The organism is Bradyrhizobium sp. SZCCT0153 (assembly GCF_018129995.1).
Taxonomy (GTDB): Bacteria; Pseudomonadota; Alphaproteobacteria; order Rhizobiales; family Xanthobacteraceae; genus Bradyrhizobium; species Bradyrhizobium japonicum_G.
The window spans coordinates 182951-201294 of the sequence record NZ_JAFCKS010000003.1 but is presented as its reverse complement, the minus strand read 5'-3'; the positions used below and the strand labels follow the sequence as shown (position 1 = coordinate 201294).

Here is an 18344-nt window from a genome sequence, read left to right as displayed (position 1 = left end):
CGAGATCGTCCGCGTCTCTGCTCACGAGATGCGCGACACCGTTCGTTCAGCTTGAGCGGAACGAGGCTCAGCCGGTATCCGGCTGAGGGCCATTGCTGGACCCGTCAGGCGGCGTCGCGCTCGGCAAAAACCCTGTCGATCAGTCCCCATTCGACCCCTTGCTGCGCGGTCATGAAGTGGTCGCGGTCCAGGGTCCGTTCCACCTCCTCCTCGGGGCGCCGGCAATGCTGCGCATAGAGCCGGATCAGGCGCCGCTTGGTTTCCTGCATTTCGGTGGCGTGGATCAGGATGTCGGACGCCTGGCCCTGGTAGCCGCCGAGCGGCTGATGCACGTGAAGGCTTGCATTGGGCAGCGCGGCGCGGTGACCGGGTTCGCCGGCCATCAGCAGGAACGAGCCCATGGAGCGCGCGGTCCCCATGCACAGCGTATGGACCGGCGCCTTGATGAACTGCATGGTGTCGTACATCGCCAATCCGCTGGTGACCACGCCGCCATAGGAATTGATGTAGAGATTGATCGGCCTGTTCGGATTCTCCGCCTCCAGGAACAGCAGCTGCGCGCAGACCAGTCCGGACATCGCATCGTTGACCTCGCCGTTGAGGAAGATGATGCGCTCGCGCAGGAGCCGCGAGTAGATGTCGAAGGATCGTTCGCCGCGGGCGGATTGTTCGACGACCATAGGGACGAGCTGAAGCATGTCGCGCATCGGCGACCTCCATTTCTGCAGGTGATGAAAGTCTGTTTGTGGTCAGGCCGCCGCGCGCATCATGCAGCGATTGCTGTTGGCCGCCTGCGGTAGCTTGGCATGGTCGTCGCAGGCTTGCTGGATGATGCGAAAGCGGGTGCCGCCGGCTTCGTTCGGTTCGATCCGGAAGATGACGTGGCTTTCGCGAAACGGCGGCTCGGAATCGCGAAGCCGGTAGCGCACCTCTTCGCCCACGATCGATGATTCGGGCTCGATGCCCACAACGTCGGAATCCGGCAGCCAGCGCTCGCGCAGGGCCGGAATGGTCACCGCGCGCCAGACCTTTGCCGGCGGCGCATCGAGGTCGTATTCGAGGACCAAGTCTGTCTCGAGCACCAAGTCTGCGTCGGGGTGATCAGGCTTCACTGCGTCGCTCATTGATCCAGATCCTTATTGATCCATGTCCTTCAAGAGATCGGCGAGAGCTTCCATGCGTTTCGGCCAGTAGGCGCGGTAGCGCGCAAGCCATGTCCCGATGGTGGCGATCCCGTCCGGATCGACCTCGTAGTTCACAAAGCGGCCCTGCCGCTGTTCACGCACCAGGCCTGCCGCACGCAGCACCGCGAGATGCTGCGACATCGCCGGCTGGCTGATCTCCAATCCATCGCGCAAGGCGCTGGCATTCAGGCTTCCGCCAGCGAGCTTTTCGAAGACCTTGCGGCGCGTCGGGTCGGCCAGCGCCTTGAAGATGTCTGCCTCGATCATGACGAGACATAAGCATACACTTATGTGTCATGCAAGCCCGAAGCGATCTCAGGCTGTCTAGCGCTTCGCGCTGCTGGTTTGCAGCCTATTGCAGCGCCTCGCCGTGCTGCGAAATATCGAGGCCCTCGAGCTCGTGCTCGCGGGATACGCGCAAGGGCACGAACAGGCCGACCAGCCTCAACAGGAGGAAGCTCACGCCTGCCGACCAGACGAAAGTGACGGCGACCCCATAGAGCTGGATCAGGAGCTGCTGCGGATGGCCTTCGAGCAGGCCGGCGGTGCCGCCGATCGCGCTGGTGGCGAACACGCCGGCCAGCAGGGTGCCGGTCAGCCCGCCGATGCCGTGGACGCCGAACACGTCGAGCGAATCGTCATAGTCGAAGCGGTGCTTCAGCCAGGTGCAGGCCCAGTAGCAGACGAGGCCCGCGATCATGCCGATGACGATGCCGTGCCAGGGGGCCACGAATCCCGAGGCCGGTGTAATGGTGCCGAGGCCGGCCACCGCGCCGGAGATCATGCCGAGCACTGAAGGCTTGCGCCGCGTCGACCATTCGATCGCGCCCCAGGTCAGCGCGCCGGAGCAGGCTGCGAGATGGGTCGCGATGATCGCCAGCACCGCGCGCGAATTGGCCGCACCCGCCGAGCCGCCGTTGAAGCCGAACCAGCCGACCCACAACAGGCCGGTGCCCATCACGGCGAGCGACAGATCGAACGGCGAGAGATTTTCGGTGCCGTAGCCATGACGGCGTCCCATCACCTTGGCAGCGACGAGGCCGGCGGTGCCGGCCGACAGATGCACCACGAGGCCGCCGGCGAAATCCAGCACGCCCATGCTGGCGAGGAAGCCGCCGCCCCACACCCAATGCGCCAGCGGAATGTAGACGAAGATGAACCAGGCGACGGAGAACAGCAGATAGGCGGAGAAGCGCATCCGGTCGGCAACCGAGCCCGCGACCAGCGCCACAGTGATGATCGCAAACGTCATCTGGTAGAGCATGAACAGTGCTTCCGGGATCGTCTTCGCCGCCGGATTGACGCTGTCCATGGTCATGCCGGCGAGGAACCAGCGGTCGAGCGTGCCGATCCACGGGCCGTCGCCGACGAAGCACAGCGAATAGCCGAACGCGACCCAGAGAATCGAGATCATCGTCACCGCGGCGAGGCTCTGCGCCATGGTGGCGAGCACGTTCTTCTTGCGCACCATGCCGGAGTAGAACAGCGCGAGGCCCGGGATCGTCATCATCAGCACCAGCGCGGTGGCGACGATCATCCAGGCGGTGTCGGCGGTGTTGATCTGGAACTCCGCGGCATGGGCAGGTGCGGCAATGACCGACGCAAATCCGATCGGCGCAGCCATAACGGCCGCGCGGCGCAACAATCCCGCCATGTCGTTTCCCCCAGCATATTGATTGCGTCGCACGCTGTGGCGTCGTTGCCCGGTGCGATCGAAGTAGTTCGAGTTAGAGCGCGTCGCTGTCGGTTTCGCCGGTGCGGATGCGCAGCGCGTGATCGATCGGCGTGACGAAGATCTTGCCGTCGCCGATTTGCCCGGTGCGTGCCGTCGCGGTGATCACCGCGACCGCCTTGTCGGCGACATCGGAGGCGACCGCGATCTCGATCCGCAGCTTGGGCAGGAAGTTCACGACATATTCGGCGCCGCGATAGATCTCGGTATGACCCTTCTGGCGGCCATAGCCCTTCACCTCGGTCACGGTCATGCCGTGGACGCCGATCGCGGTCAGCGCCTGGCGGACTTCATCGAGCTTGAAGGGTTTGATGATCGCGACGACGAGTTTCATGGTCAGGCCTATTCCCCGGGATGCGCCGCGCCGTATGTCCCCGGCGCCGCGTCAATCTGGCATCTTTCCGGGCAAATGGCATAAAAAACTTGCAGATTGAAGCGGAAAAACGTTTGGCCATGTGAACGGCCGCCTCTGTACAGGGCATCCGTTCATCCTCCACAATGCATTTTTGGCATGGATGCGGTGAACCGAAGCGTCCCGGCCGGTACAAAAGTATGTTTGGGGGGACGCTTCATGGCGAGTTGGTTCTACGCATCCGAGGGCAAGCAGCAGGGGCCTTACCCGGAAGGGCAATTCCGCGACTTGATCGCGCAAGGAATTGTGCGCCCGGATACGCTGGTGTGGTCGGAGGGCATGGCCGGCTGGCAGAAGGCCGCCGAAATTCCCGGACTGATCGGCGGCGGCGCGCCTCCGATGGTGCCGACCGGCGGTCCGCCGATGATGGGGCGCGCTGGTTATGGTGGCGCCGGTGGCGAAGGACCGCTGACGGCTGATTTCAGCGTGTTCGGTCTGCTTGGGCGGGCCATCGTGTTCGTCATCGGCATGATCCTGGTCATTCCGGCGCCGTGGGTCGCGGTCTGGTTCTACAAATATATAACGTCGCACATTCAGGTGCCGGGCCGCCCGAATTTCGATTTCGCGGGTCAGCCGATGGACATCTGGTGGGCGTTGATGGCCAACGCGCTCCTGACCTATGCCGGCGCCACCGGCATTTCGTACGCGCCGCTCGTTGCGACGGTGATCAATGCCTTCCTCGCCTGGGTGATCCTCCGCTGGATCGTGGCCAATCTCTCCTCCAACGGCGAGCGGCTGCCGATCTCGTTCCAGGGTAGTGCGATCGGCTATGTCGGCTGGTATCTGCTGATGCTCATCTCGACCATCACCATCATCGGCTGGGCCTGGGTGCTGGTGTTCTGGATGCGCTGGATCTGCCGCAATACCGAGGGCACGCGGCGCGAGATCGTGTTCAACGGCACTGGCTGGCAGGTCCTGTGGCGTACGGTGGTGTTCTCGCTGGCCTGTAGCTTGATCATCCCGATTCCGTGGATGCTGCGCTGGTACGGCCGCTGGTACGTGTCGCAATTCGGACTCGTCGACCGCGGGGCTGCCGCTCGCGGCTTCTGATCATCTGCGCTCGCGCACGGAGCCTTCCTGCGCGACGGAGGCCACGAGCGTGCCGTCGGGCTTGAAGATCGAGCCACGGGTCAAGCCGCGGCCGCTTCGCGCGCTCGGCGAATCCTGCGCGTAGAGCAGCCATTCGTCGGCGCGGAACGGGCGGTGAAACCACATCGCGTGATCGAGGCTCGCCGGCATCATGCGCTTGTCGAACAGCGTGCGGCCGTAGCGCGCCATGATTGCATCGAGCAGCGAGAAGTCCGACGCATAGGCCAGCGCGCACATGTGCAGCGCCGGATCGTCCGGCAGCGTTGCCGCGGTCTTGATCCAGACATGAATGCGGCCGTCCTCGATCTTCTGGCCGAAATAGCGGCCGAGCTCGACCGGGCGCAGCTCGATCGGACGGTCGGATTCATAGTAGCGGCGGATGAACTCCGGCATCTCCTTGAACATCGGCTGCTTCGCTATTTCCTCCGCCGTCAGCTTTTCCGGCGGCGGCACGTCGGGCATCCTGTCCTGATGATCGAACGCGCTCTCCTCCTCGGCATGGAACGACACCATGATCGAGAAGATCGCGTTGCCGTGCTGGATCGCGGTGACGCGGCGCGTCGAGTAGCTCTTGCCGTCGCGCAGGCGCTCGACCTGGTAGATGATCGGGATCTGCGGATCGCCCGGCAGGATGAAATAGCAATGCAGCGAATGCGGCAGCCGGCCCTCGACGGTGCGGCACGCCGCGACCATCGCCTGCCCGATCACCTGGCCGCCGAACACCCGCTGCCAGCTCGTCTTCGGACTGTTGCCGCGAAACAGATTCACCTCGAGCTGTTCGAGGTCGAGAATCGAGATCAGGTCGATCAGGCTTTTGGACATGGAATTGAGCTTTCCCCTTGCCGTCCCGGATTCGCTGCTCCGGAATGACACAATAGGGCCTTCCGCCCTTGTTTCACCGCACTGTTTCGCCCACCTCAAGTCTGCTAGCAAGACCAAGAAAAGGCGAAGCGTTAGCCGGGAACTGGGTATGTCGGTACAGGGTAGCATTGTCATTGGCGGCGGCGCATTTGCGGGCCTCGCGCTTGCGCTGGCGCTGCGCCAGGGGCTCGGGCCCGAGATTCCCGTCATCGTCGCCGATCCGGCGCTCGGCACGCGCCCGAGCCGGGACCCGCGCGCGACCGCAATCGTGGCCGCCTGCCGCCGCCTGTTCGAGGCGATCGGCGCCTGGGACGACGTCCGGGGCGAGGCGCAGCCGATCCTCGACATGGTCGTCACCGATTCCAAGCTGGAGGACGCCACCCGTCCGGTGTTCCTGAATTTCGCCGGCGACGTCGCGCCGGGCGAGCCCTTCGCGCATATGGTCGAGAACCGCCGCCTGATCGATGCGCTGGTGGTGCGCGCCGAGGCCGAGGGCATCGATCTGCGCGCGACCACCGTGTCGTCCTACGATTCGCGCAGCGAAGGCATCGACGTGACGCTCGGCGACGGCAGCGTCATTGCCGCGAGCCTGCTGGTAGCCGCCGATGGTGCAAGGTCGAAGCTGCGCGAGCGCGCCGGCATCGCCACCCATGGCTGGGAATATGACCAGTCCGGCATCGTCGTCACCGTCGGCCACGAGCGCGATCACGAAGGCCGCGCCGAAGAGCACTTCTTGCCCGCGGGCCCGTTCGCGATCCTGCCGCTATCCGGCAAGCGCTCCTCGCTGGTCTGGACCGAGCGGCGCAGCGAAGCTGCGCGCATCGTCGCATTGAGCGAGGAGGAATTTCACGCCGAGCTCGAGCAGCGCTTTGGCCTGCATCTCGGCGAGGTGAAGGCGCTCGACAAGCCGCGCGCGTTTCCGCTGTCCTATTTCGTCGCACGCTCCTTCATCGCCGAGCGCCTCGCGCTGGTCGGCGATTCCGCGCACGTCATCCACCCCATTGCGGGCCAGGGCCTCAACATGGGGCTGAAGGACGTCGCGGCGCTGGCCGAGGTCGTCGTCGATTCTGCGCGGCTCGGCATGGATCTCGGCGCAGCGGACGTGCTCGAGCGCTACCAGCGCTGGCGCCGCTTCGACACCATGGCGATGGGCGTTGCCACCAACTCGCTGAACTTCCTGTTCTCCAACCAGTCGACGCTGCTGCGCACCGTTCGCGACATCGGCCTCGGCCTCGTCGACCGCGCTCCGCCGCTCAAGAATCTCTTCATCCGCCAGGCCGCGGGTCTGACCGGCGAGATACCGCGGTTGCTGAAGGGCGAGGCGCTGTAGCAATCGCGCAAGCCTTGGCCCCTCATCCTGAGGAGCGCGCTTGCGCGCGTCTCGAAGGATGAAGGCCGAGGTGAGAATAGGGTTTTCATGGTTCGAGACGGCGCTGCCGCGCCTCCTCACCATGAGGGCTATCGGATCAATCGATCTTGCGCGCCTCTTCCGGCAGCATGATGGGGATGCCGTCGCGGATCGGATAAGCGAGCTTGGCGCTGCGCGAGATCAGCTCCTGCTTCGCGGAATCGAACTCCAGCGGGCCCTTGGTCAGCGGGCAGACCAGGATCTCCAGCAATTTGGGATCGACGCTGGCTTCGGGACGTTCGGTGGGCGCGTTCATGGGTGTCTCCGGCAGTCGGTTGCCTCTAGCATGGAAATCCGCATCCGCCCACCGCGGGCTCAGGCGGAGACCATCCGCAGGACCTCGTCGAGCAGGGCCTGGAGCCGCGCCGCCGGGACCGGTGCGCCGGACAGCGCGAAGCCGAGAAAGGTCCAGTACAGGATTTGCGCGCGGGCCTGCGCCGCCGCGGCGGCCAGCCCCCGCTTCGCCAGCAGCGCTTCGATATAGTCGAGCCTGCGCCGGTCGATGGCGCGGACCGCCGCTTGCGCCGCCGCATCGAACGCCGCCCAGTTCCGGACCGCGCGCTCGAGGTCGAGCCGCGCGCCGAACGATCTTCGGAGCAGGGCCTTCAGCGGCTCGTCCGTGGCGGCCTCGACGTCGGCAATGATCTGCTCGGCTGCGATCTCGCGCCAGCGCTTGAGCACGGCGGCGTGGAACGCGCCGAGATCCACGAAATGCCAGTAGAAGCTGCCGCGCGAAACGCCCATGGCTTTCGCCAGCGGATCGGCCTTCAGCGCAACGAAGCCGCTCCTGGCGAGTGCCTTGAGCCCCTCCCTGATCCAGTCGTCTGCGGAGAGCTGTTCGGTCATGTCCGGTTCCCGAAATCTGACCATACACTAGTGTATTGACAGGCGGCGCACCAGCGCCTATCTCACCATACATAAGTGTATGGATGTGAAATTTCGAGGAGTTCCGACGATGCGCGATCTCTTGCTCCAATGCGCCGGCGTCCTGACCATTGCCGTGGCCCTCATCCATGGCATTCTCGGCGAGACCAAGGTCTTCGCCCGCGCCCGCATCGAGCCGGAGCGGCTCCGCACCCTGATCCGCCTGGTCTGGCAGGCCTCGACCGTCGCCTGGATCGGCGGTGGCGTGCTCCTGATCGCGGTGCCCTGGATGGATTCGGAGCCGGCGCGCCACTGGATCGTCGCCACCATGGCCGTCGTGTTCGGCTTCTCCGCCGCCGCCAACGCATGGGCCACGCGCGGCCGGCACTTCGGCTGGATGGCGCTCAGCGCCGTCGTCGCCATGGCCGTTGCGGGCTACTAGGTGAGACGTCGCCAAATTGAGCCGTCATCGAGCCCATGAGACGTAAGGCCGCATCGATCCTTCAAATGCATGCTGCTTACGGAGAGCGCTGATCTTTTTCGGATCGTTAGAATATCTCTAAAGCCTGCAGGCCCCGAACCGGATTGACTTCATCATGTGCTTTGCTTCCTTCGGTCCCGCTTCGCGCCAGGCGTAGCGTCCACGACAGAAGAGGAGACGTTCGTGAAGGTCATTCGTGTTGTTGCCATTGCGTTGACGATCGGGATTGGCACGGGATCGGCGGCGATGGCCGACGGTTTCAAGAACTGCACCAAGCTCGACAAGGCGGCGTGGAAGCCGGCGAGCGAAGCCGAAGCCAAGGCCAAGGCGCTCGGTTACGAGGTGCGGCGCTCCAAGATCGAAGGCTCGTGCTACGAGGTCTATGGCGTCAAGGAAGGCAAGCTGTACGAGCTGTTCTACAGCCCCGAAGATCTCAGCCTGAAGCACACGATCGCCAAGTGAATCGCCAATTGAATTGCGTCAAGTGACGTCCTGGGATGCGGGCTTGATCGAAGAAGCGGGACCGGACGCGCGCGGGGAGTCCAGCCGGACCCCCGCGGATCGAACCACCTCGCGGACGGTCGCGGTCTGGGACCTCCCGCTTCGCCTCTGGCACTGGGCGCTCGCAGCCGGCATTCTGGCCGCCTGGTTCACGCCCACCGTCCATGACGGCCTTCACCGCATCGTCGGCTACACCGTGATCGGGCTTCTCGCTTTCCGACTGGTCTGGGGTTTCCGGGGAAGCCGCTATTCGCGTTTCCGCATGGTCGGCGTCAGGCTTCGTGCCGCGCCGCGCTACCTCTGGAATCTCCGCCGCGGCATCACCGGCCGCTATATCGGGCTCAATCCCGCCGGCACGTTGATGCTGGTGGCGCTGCTGGCCTCGCTCGCCGTCTCGACGATCACGGGCGCGATGTCGGTGACCGTGACCTTCTTCGGCGTCTGGTGGGTCGAGGACACCCACCATTATTCATCCGACGCGGTCATCGTCCTGGTCGTGCTGCACGTGCTGGGCGTGCTGTTGATGGGGCTGCTCCAGCGCGAGAACTTGATCCGCGCGATGATCACCGGACGCAAGCGCATTCGCAATCGCCTCTAGACGTTCGTTGCCGATCACTGCGCGTTCGACGGCCGTCGATGGCGCTACACCTCGAGCGCAAATTTTCGCAAATCAAATTGGACAAGCAGCGTTAACGCACCGGTAAGCATGCAATCAGGCGTTGCACAAAATTAACGCGATGAATGTTTAGCCCGTTCACCATCGACGATATTGACGAGGGAGCGCTATTTTGATGTTCCGCGTTTTTTCCTGCGTTACGGCCGAGCACGATTGGCGACTCGTCGTACTTGCTGGCTTGGTATGCTTCATTGCAAGTATTGTTGCGGTCAGCATCTTTCATCGTGCGATCGCCTCGCGAGCCTGGGCGCGGTTGATCTGGATCGCGATTGCCGGCGCCGCCATCGGCTACGGAATCTGGGCAACGCATTTTGTCGCAATGCTCGCCTATGAGCCCGGCGTCTCGACCAATTACGGCCTCGTTCTGACAGCGCTGTCGCTCGCCGCGGCGATGATCCTGACTTCAGGCGGTTTTGGCGTTGCGGTCGCCAATTCCGGCCGGTGGCGCGCAGCTGCCGGTGGCGGCATTATCGGCGCCGGCATTGCAAGCATGCATTATATCGGCATGTGGGCCCTCGAGGTGCCGGGTCGTGTGACCTGGTCGCCAGGGCTGGTGTTGATCTCGATCGTCCTCGGCATGGTCCTGGGGTACGCTGCGCTCGCGGTTGCCCTGGGCCGCAAGGACAAGTGGGGGACCTTTGCTGCGGCGCTGCTGCTGACGCTCGCCATCGTGTCGCACCATTTCACGGCCATGGGGGCCGTCCAGATCGTTCCAGACCCTACGCTGGCAAACGATACATTGTCGCTTTCTCCGGCCTTCCTCGCCGCGGCTATTGCTGGCGTGGCCCTATCTGTGCTCGGGATGAGCTTCGTCGGCGTGCTGGCGGATCGCCGCCTTGCGACCCGAACCAGCAGGTTCGAGCAAATCATCAGCGAGCTCTCGCTCGCCAGGCAACAGGTGGAAGATTCGCAACAGGAAATCCAGGACCAGAAACTCAGGCTCGATACAGCCATCAACAACATGGTCGAGGCCCTGTGCATGTTCGATGCGGAGAAGCGACTTGTCGTCTGCAACGAGCGCTATGCCCGGCTCTATCGGCTGCCACCAGAGCTTCTGAGAGCGGGGACGCCGCACGTCGACATCATCAGGCATCGCGTCGTGACTGGCATCCTCAAGAGCGACACCAGCGAAGGCGCTGCGGTGCAATTCCTCTCGAAACTGGCCGCGTTGCCGTTCGATGCAGTCTCGAGCAGAATCGACGAGTTCGCGGATGGTCGGTTGATCTGCGTGACGCGACAGCCCATGGCCGGCGGCGGGTGGGTGGCCACGCATCTTGACGTCACCGAGCAACGCCGGTCCGAGGCCAAGATCGCTCATATGGCACAACACGATGCGTTGACCGATCTGCCAAATCGCGTGCTGCTCAGGGAGCGGATGGAGCATGCCATTGCAGTTACGCGCAATGGCGGCCTCGATCTGGCTGTACTCATGCTCGATCTCGATCGCTTCAAGGAAGTCAACGACACGCTAGGACATCCGGCGGGTGATTCCCTGTTGCGCGCCGTTTCTGCGCGTCTGCGCGAATGCACCGCGGAAACCGCGTTGATTGCCCGGCTGGGCGGCGACGAGTTCGCGGTGATTGATTACGTGACCAACCCGGCCGTGGAGGCCGCCGCCCTTGCCGAGAACATCAGAAAGGCGCTTTGCGAACCGTTCGATCTCGGCGATCACCGGGTCACGGTGGGCACCAGCATCGGCATCGCCATCGCGCCACGCGATGGCAACGATCCCGACGTGATCATGAAGAGCGCCGATCTCGCTCTCTACTCGGCCAAGAGTGGTGGACGTGGCGCATTCCGTTTCTTCGAGCCGGAACTCGACGCGCTCATGCATGCGCGGCGCAACCTGGAGCGTGACATGCGGAATGCGATTGCCGGCCGCCAGTTCGAGCTCCATTACCAGCCGTTCGTCAGTCCCGTGACCGGCAAGGTCAATGGTTTCGAGGCCTTGCTACGCTGGCATCACCCGCAGCAAGGTCTGGTCATGCCGAGCGAATTCATCCCGCTTGCGGAGGAGACCGGCTTGATCGTGCCGCTGGGAGAATGGGTTTTGAGAACCGCCTGTGCGGAAGCCGCCAAATGGCCTGCGCATGTCAGGATCGCGGTTAACCTGTCTCCCGCCCAATTCAGGAGCACGGAGATTGTTCCGGTCGTTATCGGTGCGCTGTCGAGTTCGGGAGTTGCGCCGCACAGACTTGAGATCGAGGTCACAGAGACGGTGATCATGCATGACAGCGAAGCGGTTTTCGCGGTACTCGGCCAATTACGCGAGCTCGGTGTGCGAATCGCCCTGGACGATTTCGGCACCGGCTATTCATCGCTGAGCTTTCTGCAAAAGTTCCCGTTCGACAAGATCAAGATCGACCGCAGCTTCGTCAACGAACTGTCCAGCGCGAGGGTAGAGGCGCGCCATCTCGCGCGAGCGGTGCTTCGTTTCGCAGTCAGCCTCGGCAAGACGACGACCGCCGAAGGCGTTGAAACGAAGGAGCAGCTGGATATCCTCTGTGAGGAAGGGTGCGTAGAAACGCAAGGCTACTATTTCAGCCGGCCGATGCCTGCATCCGACATCGCCAGAATGCTGCGGCGAGGTGCCGGAGCAGCCGTCCGCGCTGCCTGAGCGTTCAGGCCCTTACTGCAGCGGCGGATCGCCGCTGGTGCGCTTCTTGGCGAGATCCATCTCGGTGACCGCGATCAAGATCTCGGCGCGGGTCTTCAGGTCGGGCGCTTCCAGCATGGCCTGCTTCTCCGCGGGGCCATAGGGCGACATCATCGCCAGCGCGTTGACCAGCGCCTCGTTGGGCGCGCTCTCGACGCCTTCCCAGTCGACCTTGAGATTGTTGGCTTTCAGGAAGTCCGCCAGCACCACCAGCAGCGCCTCGCGATCGACCTCGTCCTCGCCCATGCGGGCGGTGAAGTCGTCGACGAAGGCGAAGAAATCCGCCTTGCATTGCCGGTAGGCGGTCAGCACTTCCAGTTCCTCGACCACCTTGAAGCGCGAGACGCCGGTGAGCTCGAGGATGTAGCGGCCGTCGCCGGATTCGGCGAGCTGGGTGATGCGGCCGACGCAACCGACCCGGAACAGCGCCGGCTTGTCGGAATTCTTCGGCGAGTGCGCCGCGTCGGGCTGGATCATGCCGATCAGTCGATGGCCGTCGCGCAAGGAATCATCGACCATCGAAAGATAGCGCGGCTCGAAGATGTTGAGCGGCATCTGGCCGCGCGGCAGCAGCAGCGCGCCCGGCAGCGGAAACAGCGGAATGATCTCCGGAAGGTCGGCGGGCCCGCGATATTCGATGTTGATCGGCATCTGGTCCCCCGCTGACTCTGCTAGAGCATGATCCGGATTCGAAGGACCGCGTTGGCGCAAACTGTGCAGCGGTTTTCCGACAAGATCATGCTCCAGCAATAACCCCGCCCTACGAAAACAGGATCGTCGACAAGCGCTTGCGTCCGTCGACGGTTGCATCATCCATGCCGCCCCAGGCCTCGAAGAACTGCACGAGCTGCTTGCGGGCGCCGTCGTCGTTCCATTTGCGGTCGCGCCTGACGATCTCGAGCAGCTGCTCGGTGGCGGCTGCGCGGTTGCCTTGCGCGTTGAGAGCGGTGGCGAGGTCGAATCGTGCCTGATGATCGAGCGGGTCTGCGGCGACTTTCTGTTCCAGCTCGGCGACGGGCCCGAGCTGCTCCGCCTGCTCGGCGAGATCGATCGCGGTCTGCACCGCTTTCACCGCGGGGTCGTTGCGCTTGGATTCCGGCACCATGGCCAGCGTCTGCTTGGCCTGCTCCATCGCGCCGGAGACGGCGTAGCACTTCGCAAGCCCGGCAAGGGCCGCGACATTGGTCGATTCATGCTGCAGCACTTCAGCGTAGATCTGGGCGGCCGCGGCGGCATCGCCCTCGGCGAGCACAGCCTCGGCCTCTTGCAGGATTTCGGCGACGTTCGGCTCGCCCGGCGCGGTCACGCCCTTGGTGAGCTTGTCGATGAAGGCGTTGAGCTGGCTCTCCGGCACAGCGCCCATGAAGCCATCGGCCGGCTGGCCGTTGACGAAGGCGATCACCGCCGGAATCGACTGGATGCCCATCTGGCCCGGGATCGCCGGATGCTGGTCGATATTCATCTTGACCAGCTTGACCTTGCCCTTGGCCGCCTTGACCGCCTTTTCAAGCACGGGGGTGAGCTGCTTGCAGGGGCCGCACCACTCCGCCCAGAAATCGATCAGCACCGGCTGGCGCTTCGATTCCTCGATGACGTCCTTCACGAAGGTCTGGGTGGTGGTGTCCTTGATCAGATCGGTCGCAGCCGGGCCCGCCGCTCCGTTACCCTGGTCGATGATCGTCACGGGATCCCCTCGTCTGTCTGGAATGGCGGGTCTTTAGCACGTCGCCAATTCATATGCTTCGCTGTCGGCCCTAAAATTGGGCCGGGGCGGCCGAATTTCAATCCATCGCAGCCGATTCGGCGGTTCCCAGGCTTTTTTGATCGATTCGGCCGGGTTCGGGCCCTCATATGGGCCGGAAGATGCGAATCTATGCCGCCGGTAGCTGTTGCATTCGCCCTCCGCTTTTGGCATACGACAGCCGTTGCCGGCGCAGTCATGCGACCGACACAGGATGCGGGTGTAGCTCAGTGGTAGAGCACGACCTTGCCAAGGTCGGGGTCGAGGGTTCGAGCCCCTTCGCCCGCTCCAATTTTTGCCAGAGCATCCAGCCGATCTGGACGGAATCGTGGTTTTTCACGCTGCTGGCAGCTGTGTTGGATCCCACATGACAATTCTGGTCACCGGTAGCGCAGGCCATCTCGGGGAGGCCCTTCTCCGCACGCTGCGCGGGCGCGGGTCGCCGGTGCGCGGGGTCGATCTGAAACCATCGCTCTTCACCGATGCCGTTGGCTCGATCGTCGACCCCGACTTCGTGCGGCGCCAGATGGAGGGCGTCACGGCCGTGATCCACACCGCGACGCTGCACAAGCCGCATGTGGCGACCCACAGCAAGCAGGACTTCATCGACACCAACGTCACCGGCACGCTCAATCTGCTCGAGTCGGCCACGGCGGCCGGCGTGCGCAGTCTTGTCTTCACCAGCACCACCAGCGCATTCGGCTCGCGGCTCCGGCCGGAGGCGGGACAGGCCGCGGTGTGGGTCACCGAGGATTTGCCGCCGATCCCGAAGAACATCTACGGCACGACCAAGCTGATGGCGGAGAATTTGTGCGAGCTGTTCTTTCGCGAACGCGGGCTGCCCGTCGTGGTGTTGAGGACTTCGCGCTTCTTTCCGGAGGAGGACGACGATCCGGCGATGCGGACGGCTTACCCGCTGGACAACGCGCAGGCCAACGAGCTGCTCTATCGCCGGCTGGACATAGCGGACGCGGTGAGCGCCCATCTGCTTGCCGTCGATCGCGCGCCGCAGCTCGGCTTTGCGCGTTACATCATCTCCGCCACCAGCCCGTTCGAGCCGCGCCATCTTGCCGCGGTTGCGCGCGACGCGGCCGGTGTCGTGCGCGGGCTCTATCCGGAGTGTGTGCAGCTCTATGCGGCGCGTGGCTGGCGGCTATTCCCCGAGATCGACCGCGTCTATGTCAACGCGCGGGCGCGGCGCGAATTGGGCTGGCGGCCCGAGTTCGACTACGCGCATGTTCTGAACAGCCTGCGTGAGCGGACCGACTTTCGCAGCGCACTGGCGCGCGAGGTCGGGTCGAAGGGTTATCATGACACGGTGTTCGCGAGCGGGCCCTACCCCGTCGCCACGTAAGCGCCTTGATTGCCGTTTTGCCCGACGCATCAGACGACTGGCCGCCGTCACCGCGCGCAACTCGGCCCGAGCCGTTCTACTGTGCATGGGGTTGTTTTCGCATTTTTTGTGCGAGCCGGCCCCGGCTGCCCGCAAATGAGCCACGGGCCATTTCGATTCCGCGTTGCAGCGAGAGCATTTTGCCGTCGGCTGCCTCGCGCCTGAAGCAAATCCGTCTCAACTTTTATTGAGCGCAACCGCAGTGCACGGGGCGCGCTTCTCAGCGCTCGCAGATGTGCTAACCTTTTTGCGTCTGCCTGTCGGGCAGACCCATACTTCGCCTCTCGACTAGCCATAACAAAATAATGTGCAGCCCTGACGGCTGCCTTAGGGGAGTGACGCGATGAAATCGATGATCCATCGATCCGTGTTGGCGCTTGCAGCGGTTGCCCTTCTTGCGGGAACCAGCACCGTCAATGCCCAGGACAAAAGCAAACCGCTGAAGAAGTACGAATCCGGCACCAAGGAATTCTGGACCCATCCGCCGGATGACTGGTTCCTTGGCGACGAGACCGAGGCGCAGAAGGGCCTCGCGCCGCCCTCGGGCCCGCCCACCGGCGCGTCCGACGCCGAGCTCGCCAACATCGTCAAGAAGGTGAAGCTGCCGGCAGGCTTCAAGATGGAGGTCTACGCCTCCGGCGTGCTGGCGGCGCGGCAGATGGCCTGGGGTGACAAGGGCACGCTGTTCGTCGGCTCGTTCGGCCTCGGCAACGTCTACGCCATCAAGGACAACAACGGGAAGAAAGAGGTCAAGACCATCCTCAAGGGCCTGAACATGCCCACCGGTCTCGCCTTCAAGGACGGTGCGCTCTACGTGATCGCCGTCGACAAGCTGATCCGTTACGACAACGCGGAAGCCAATCTGGACAAGCTCGGCGACGGCAAGGTCGTCTATGACGACATGCCGTCCTATGCCGCGCATGGCTGGAAGTACATCGCGGTCGACAAGGAAGGCTGGTTCTACATTCCGTTCGGACCGCCCTTCAACATCGGCGTCCCCCCGACCAGCGTGTCGCAGATCCGCCGCGTCGATCCCAAGACCGGCAATGCGGAAATCTACGCGCTCGGCGTCCGCAACTCGGTCGGCGGCGACGTCGATCCGCGCACCGGCAAGTACTGGTTCACCGAGAACGCGCGCGATTGGGTCAGCGATGATCTGCCCAGCGACAAGCTGAACATGATCTCGAAGTTGGGTGAGCATTTCGGCTATCCCTATTGCCACCAGGGTGACCTGCCCGATCCGAAGTTCGCGATGGGTCACAAATGCTCCGAGTTCACGCCGCCCGTGCTGAACCTCGGCGCACATGTCGCTCCGCTCGGCATGAAGTTCTATACCGGCGACCAATTCCCCGCCGAGTACAAGAACAACATCCTGATCGCCGAGCACGGCTCCTGGAATCGCCACAAGTACCAGGGCGGTCGCATCATGCGCGTGATCGTCGGGCCCGACGGCAAGAACGCCAAGCAGGAGGTGTTCGCCTCCGGCTGGATCGAGGGCGACCAGGGCTATCTCGGCCGTCCTGACGACATCATCCTTGCCAAGGACGGCTCGATCCTCGTCGCCGACGACTGGGCCGGCGCGATCTACCGCATCAGCTACAGCAAGAAGTAGGGCGACGTAAGAAAGAGGCTGCGGTGGCCGACTGGCGCCGCAGCCTTTTTCACGCCGTGCGGCAGGCTTGTAGTGGAACACGTTCGTCATGCCCGGACTTGATCCGGGCATCCATCAAACAAGAAAACTCCTTGAATATGGGATGGATTGCCGGGCCTGCGCCCGGCAACGACAGTCGGGAGAAATCATCGATGCGGATTGTTCGGTTCGGACTGCTGTCGGCGGCGATTCTGCTCACGCCGGCTTCTCACGCCGCGGACAACGCCGCGATCAAGGAGAAGGCCGCGGTCTGCGCCGGCTGCCATGGCGAGAACGGCATCTCGCAGACCGAGAACATTCCCTCGCTCGCCGGCCAGCCGGATCAATTCATCCAGTGGCAGCTCGTGTTCTTCCGCGCCGGCTCGCGCAAGAACGAGCAGATGCAGCCGATCGCCGAGCAAATCACCAACGAGGACGTCCGCAATCTCGGCGCCTATTTCGCGGCGATGGCGCCGCCGACAGCGGCGGAGGACAAGGATCCGGACCTGTCGAAAAAGGGCGCGCAAGTGGCCGTCGGCCGCCGCTGCGCCTCATGTCATACGGATAGCTTCGCCGGCACCAAGGCCGTCGCGCGGCTCGCGGGCCAGCGCGAGGAATACCTCGTCAAGGCACTGCATGATTACAAGAGCAGTCAACGCGTCGGCGGCGGCGGCGCTGCGATGGCCGACGTCGCCTATCACATGAGCGACGAGGAAATCACCGCCGTCTCGCACTATCTCGCGTACTTCAAATAATGCGGAGTGCGGGGTTACGACCTACCCCGCCCGCTGCTTCTCATACGCCTTCAAATGCGTATAGGCGATGCGCAGCTTCGGCACCGGCACCTTGGCGGCATCGGCGCGCGCGATCAGGTCGCCGATGACGTGATCGGCTTCGACCGGCAGGCCAGCCTTGATGTCGCGGAACATCGAGGCCGTCATCGGCGAGCCCTCGGTGGTGAGATTGCCCTTCACGCGCTCGAAGAACGGCCCTCCCGGCGTGTAGCCCGACGCGGTGGCGATTGCGCTGGTCTCGTCCAGCATGCCGAGCAGAAAATCCCTGCCGCCGGGGGCAGCGAGAATGTTGCCGACCGAGGTGCGCATCAGGCTTGTGGACGCTGCGAGCGAGGACAGGAACACCCACTTTTCCCACATGTCCTGCATGATGTTCTGGCTGGCGGTGGCGCCATTGATGCCGCTCTTGAACGCCTCGTCGATCGCCTTGACCCGATCCGACAGCTTGCCGTCGCGCTCGCCGTAATTGATCGATTGCATCGGCTGCAGCTGCACCACCTCGCGCTTCTCGTTCAGCGTCGCGGCGATGGCGCACAGACCGCCGAGCACGCGCTCGACGCCGAATTTCCGGTCGAGGATCTCGAGATGCTTCATGCCGTTGAGCATCGGAATGATCGCTGTATCAGGCCCGACCGCCGCAGCGAACGAATTGATGGCGTCATCGAGGTCGAACGCCTTGCAGCTGAGCAGCACGATGTCGAACTTGTCCCTGAGCTTGTCGGCCTGAACGGTCGGCGGATTTTTCAAGGTCACGTCGCCGTTCGGGCTCTTGATGACGAGGCCGGCGCTCGCAAGTTCGGCGGCGCGGCGCGGCCGGACCAGGAAGGTTACGTCGCGGCCGGCCTGCAACAGCCTGCCACCAAAATAGCCGCCGATGGCGCCGGCGCCGACCACGAGGATGCGCATGGGATTGTCCTTGTTA

Annotated in this window: 20 protein-coding genes and 1 tRNA gene; 10 read left to right on the top strand and 11 right to left on the bottom strand. The window is 63.8% G+C overall.

What is annotated here, in order from left to right:
* Positions 1 to 104 precede the first annotated feature (104 nt).
* From JQ572_RS14655 to JQ572_RS14635, 5 genes are all read right to left on the bottom strand, one after another.
* Positions 105 to 707 carry an ATP-dependent Clp protease proteolytic subunit gene (locus JQ572_RS14655; RefSeq protein WP_211383746.1) on the bottom strand — a complete coding sequence of 201 codons (603 nt, stop codon included), beginning with the start codon at positions 705 to 707 and terminating at the stop codon, positions 105 to 107.
* 42 nt (positions 708 to 749) lie between these two features.
* On the bottom strand, positions 750 to 1124 hold the full coding sequence (locus JQ572_RS14650; RefSeq protein ID WP_211383745.1) for an SRPBCC family protein: 375 nt from the start codon (positions 1122 to 1124) through the stop codon (positions 750 to 752).
* A gap of 12 nt (positions 1125 to 1136) precedes the next feature.
* The gene (locus JQ572_RS14645; RefSeq protein WP_211383744.1) at positions 1137 to 1451 is read right to left on the bottom strand and encodes an ArsR/SmtB family transcription factor; all 315 of its coding nucleotides are present in this window, start codon (positions 1449 to 1451) and stop codon (positions 1137 to 1139) included.
* An 85-nt stretch (positions 1452 to 1536) separates the two neighbouring features.
* A complete protein-coding gene (locus JQ572_RS14640) occupies positions 1537 to 2838 on the bottom strand; it encodes an ammonium transporter (protein WP_211383743.1) in 1302 nt (433 codons plus the stop codon).
* A 73-nt stretch (positions 2839 to 2911) separates the two neighbouring features.
* Complete coding sequence (locus JQ572_RS14635) at positions 2912 to 3250, bottom strand: P-II family nitrogen regulator (protein ID WP_008142802.1); 339 nt, start codon at positions 3248 to 3250, stop codon at positions 2912 to 2914.
* A 237-nt stretch (positions 3251 to 3487) separates the two neighbouring features.
* On the opposite strand from JQ572_RS14635, the gene JQ572_RS14630 reads away from it, so the two are divergent.
* Positions 3488 to 4378, top strand: a complete 891-nt coding sequence (locus tag JQ572_RS14630; RefSeq protein ID WP_211383742.1) for a DUF4339 domain-containing protein — start codon at positions 3488 to 3490, stop codon at positions 4376 to 4378.
* On the opposite strand, the gene tesB is transcribed toward JQ572_RS14630, so the two are convergent.
* A complete protein-coding gene (gene tesB, locus JQ572_RS14625; protein ID WP_211383741.1) occupies positions 4379 to 5239 on the bottom strand; it encodes an acyl-CoA thioesterase II in 861 nt (286 codons plus the stop codon). It lies immediately after the preceding gene.
* A 148-nt stretch (positions 5240 to 5387) separates the two neighbouring features.
* On the opposite strand from tesB, the gene JQ572_RS14620 reads away from it, so the two are divergent.
* Complete coding sequence (locus tag JQ572_RS14620) at positions 5388 to 6608, top strand: ubiquinone biosynthesis hydroxylase (protein WP_211383740.1); 1221 nt, start codon at positions 5388 to 5390, stop codon at positions 6606 to 6608.
* 136 nt (positions 6609 to 6744) lie between these two features.
* On the opposite strand, the gene JQ572_RS14615 is transcribed toward JQ572_RS14620, so the two are convergent.
* Complete coding sequence (locus JQ572_RS14615) at positions 6745 to 6942, bottom strand: Trm112 family protein (protein WP_007598651.1); 198 nt, start codon at positions 6940 to 6942, stop codon at positions 6745 to 6747.
* Positions 6943 to 7001: 59 nt separating this feature from the next.
* Entirely contained in the window at positions 7002 to 7532 is a 531-nt protein-coding gene (locus JQ572_RS14610; RefSeq protein WP_211383739.1) for a TetR/AcrR family transcriptional regulator, read from the bottom strand.
* A gap of 109 nt (positions 7533 to 7641) precedes the next feature.
* Here JQ572_RS14610 and JQ572_RS14605 point away from each other — a divergent pair, with 109 nt between their 5' ends.
* From JQ572_RS14605 to JQ572_RS14590, 4 genes are all read left to right on the top strand, one after another.
* Positions 7642 to 7992: a hypothetical protein gene (locus JQ572_RS14605; protein WP_211383738.1), complete on the top strand. Its 351-nt coding sequence runs from the start codon at positions 7642 to 7644 to the stop codon at positions 7990 to 7992.
* A 222-nt stretch (positions 7993 to 8214) separates the two neighbouring features.
* Positions 8215 to 8493 (top strand): PepSY domain-containing protein, encoded by a 279-nt coding sequence (locus JQ572_RS14600; RefSeq protein WP_211383737.1) that lies wholly within the window; start codon positions 8215 to 8217, stop codon positions 8491 to 8493.
* Positions 8494 to 8536: 43 nt separating this feature from the next.
* The gene (locus JQ572_RS14595; protein ID WP_211383736.1) at positions 8537 to 9130 is read left to right on the top strand and encodes a cytochrome b/b6 domain-containing protein; all 594 of its coding nucleotides are present in this window, start codon (positions 8537 to 8539) and stop codon (positions 9128 to 9130) included.
* Between the two features lie 193 nt (positions 9131 to 9323).
* On the top strand, positions 9324 to 11825 hold the full coding sequence (locus JQ572_RS14590) for an EAL domain-containing protein (RefSeq protein WP_211383735.1): 2502 nt from the start codon (positions 9324 to 9326) through the stop codon (positions 11823 to 11825).
* Positions 11826 to 11837: 12 nt separating this feature from the next.
* Here the strand turns inward: JQ572_RS14590 and JQ572_RS14585 are convergent, their stop codons facing one another.
* Together JQ572_RS14585 and trxA are read right to left on the bottom strand one after the other, a co-directional pair.
* A complete protein-coding gene (locus JQ572_RS14585; RefSeq protein WP_211383734.1) occupies positions 11838 to 12515 on the bottom strand; it encodes an LON peptidase substrate-binding domain-containing protein in 678 nt (225 codons plus the stop codon).
* Between the two features lie 109 nt (positions 12516 to 12624).
* Positions 12625 to 13548, bottom strand: coding sequence for a thioredoxin (trxA, locus tag JQ572_RS14580; RefSeq protein WP_211383733.1), 924 nt, complete (start codon positions 13546 to 13548; stop codon positions 12625 to 12627).
* Positions 13549 to 13821: 273 nt separating this feature from the next.
* On the opposite strand from trxA, the gene JQ572_RS14575 reads away from it, so the two are divergent.
* The 4 genes from JQ572_RS14575 (at position 13822) to JQ572_RS14560 (ending at position 17383) form a co-directional block, all read left to right on the top strand.
* Positions 13822 to 13896 (top strand) — tRNA-Gly (locus JQ572_RS14575).
* Positions 13897 to 13972: 76 nt separating this feature from the next.
* Complete coding sequence (locus JQ572_RS14570; protein ID WP_211383732.1) at positions 13973 to 14959, top strand: NAD-dependent epimerase/dehydratase family protein; 987 nt, start codon at positions 13973 to 13975, stop codon at positions 14957 to 14959.
* Between the two features lie 382 nt (positions 14960 to 15341).
* Positions 15342 to 16610: a PQQ-dependent sugar dehydrogenase gene (locus tag JQ572_RS14565; RefSeq protein WP_211383731.1), complete on the top strand. Its 1269-nt coding sequence runs from the start codon at positions 15342 to 15344 to the stop codon at positions 16608 to 16610.
* 191 nt (positions 16611 to 16801) lie between these two features.
* Positions 16802 to 17383 (top strand): c-type cytochrome, encoded by a 582-nt coding sequence (locus JQ572_RS14560; protein WP_211383730.1) that lies wholly within the window; start codon positions 16802 to 16804, stop codon positions 17381 to 17383.
* A gap of 21 nt (positions 17384 to 17404) precedes the next feature.
* Here the strand turns inward: JQ572_RS14560 and panE are convergent, their stop codons facing one another.
* On the bottom strand, positions 17405 to 18328 hold the full coding sequence (gene panE / locus JQ572_RS14555) for a 2-dehydropantoate 2-reductase (RefSeq protein WP_211383729.1): 924 nt from the start codon (positions 18326 to 18328) through the stop codon (positions 17405 to 17407).
* Between the last annotated feature and the right edge of the window lie 16 nt (positions 18329 to 18344).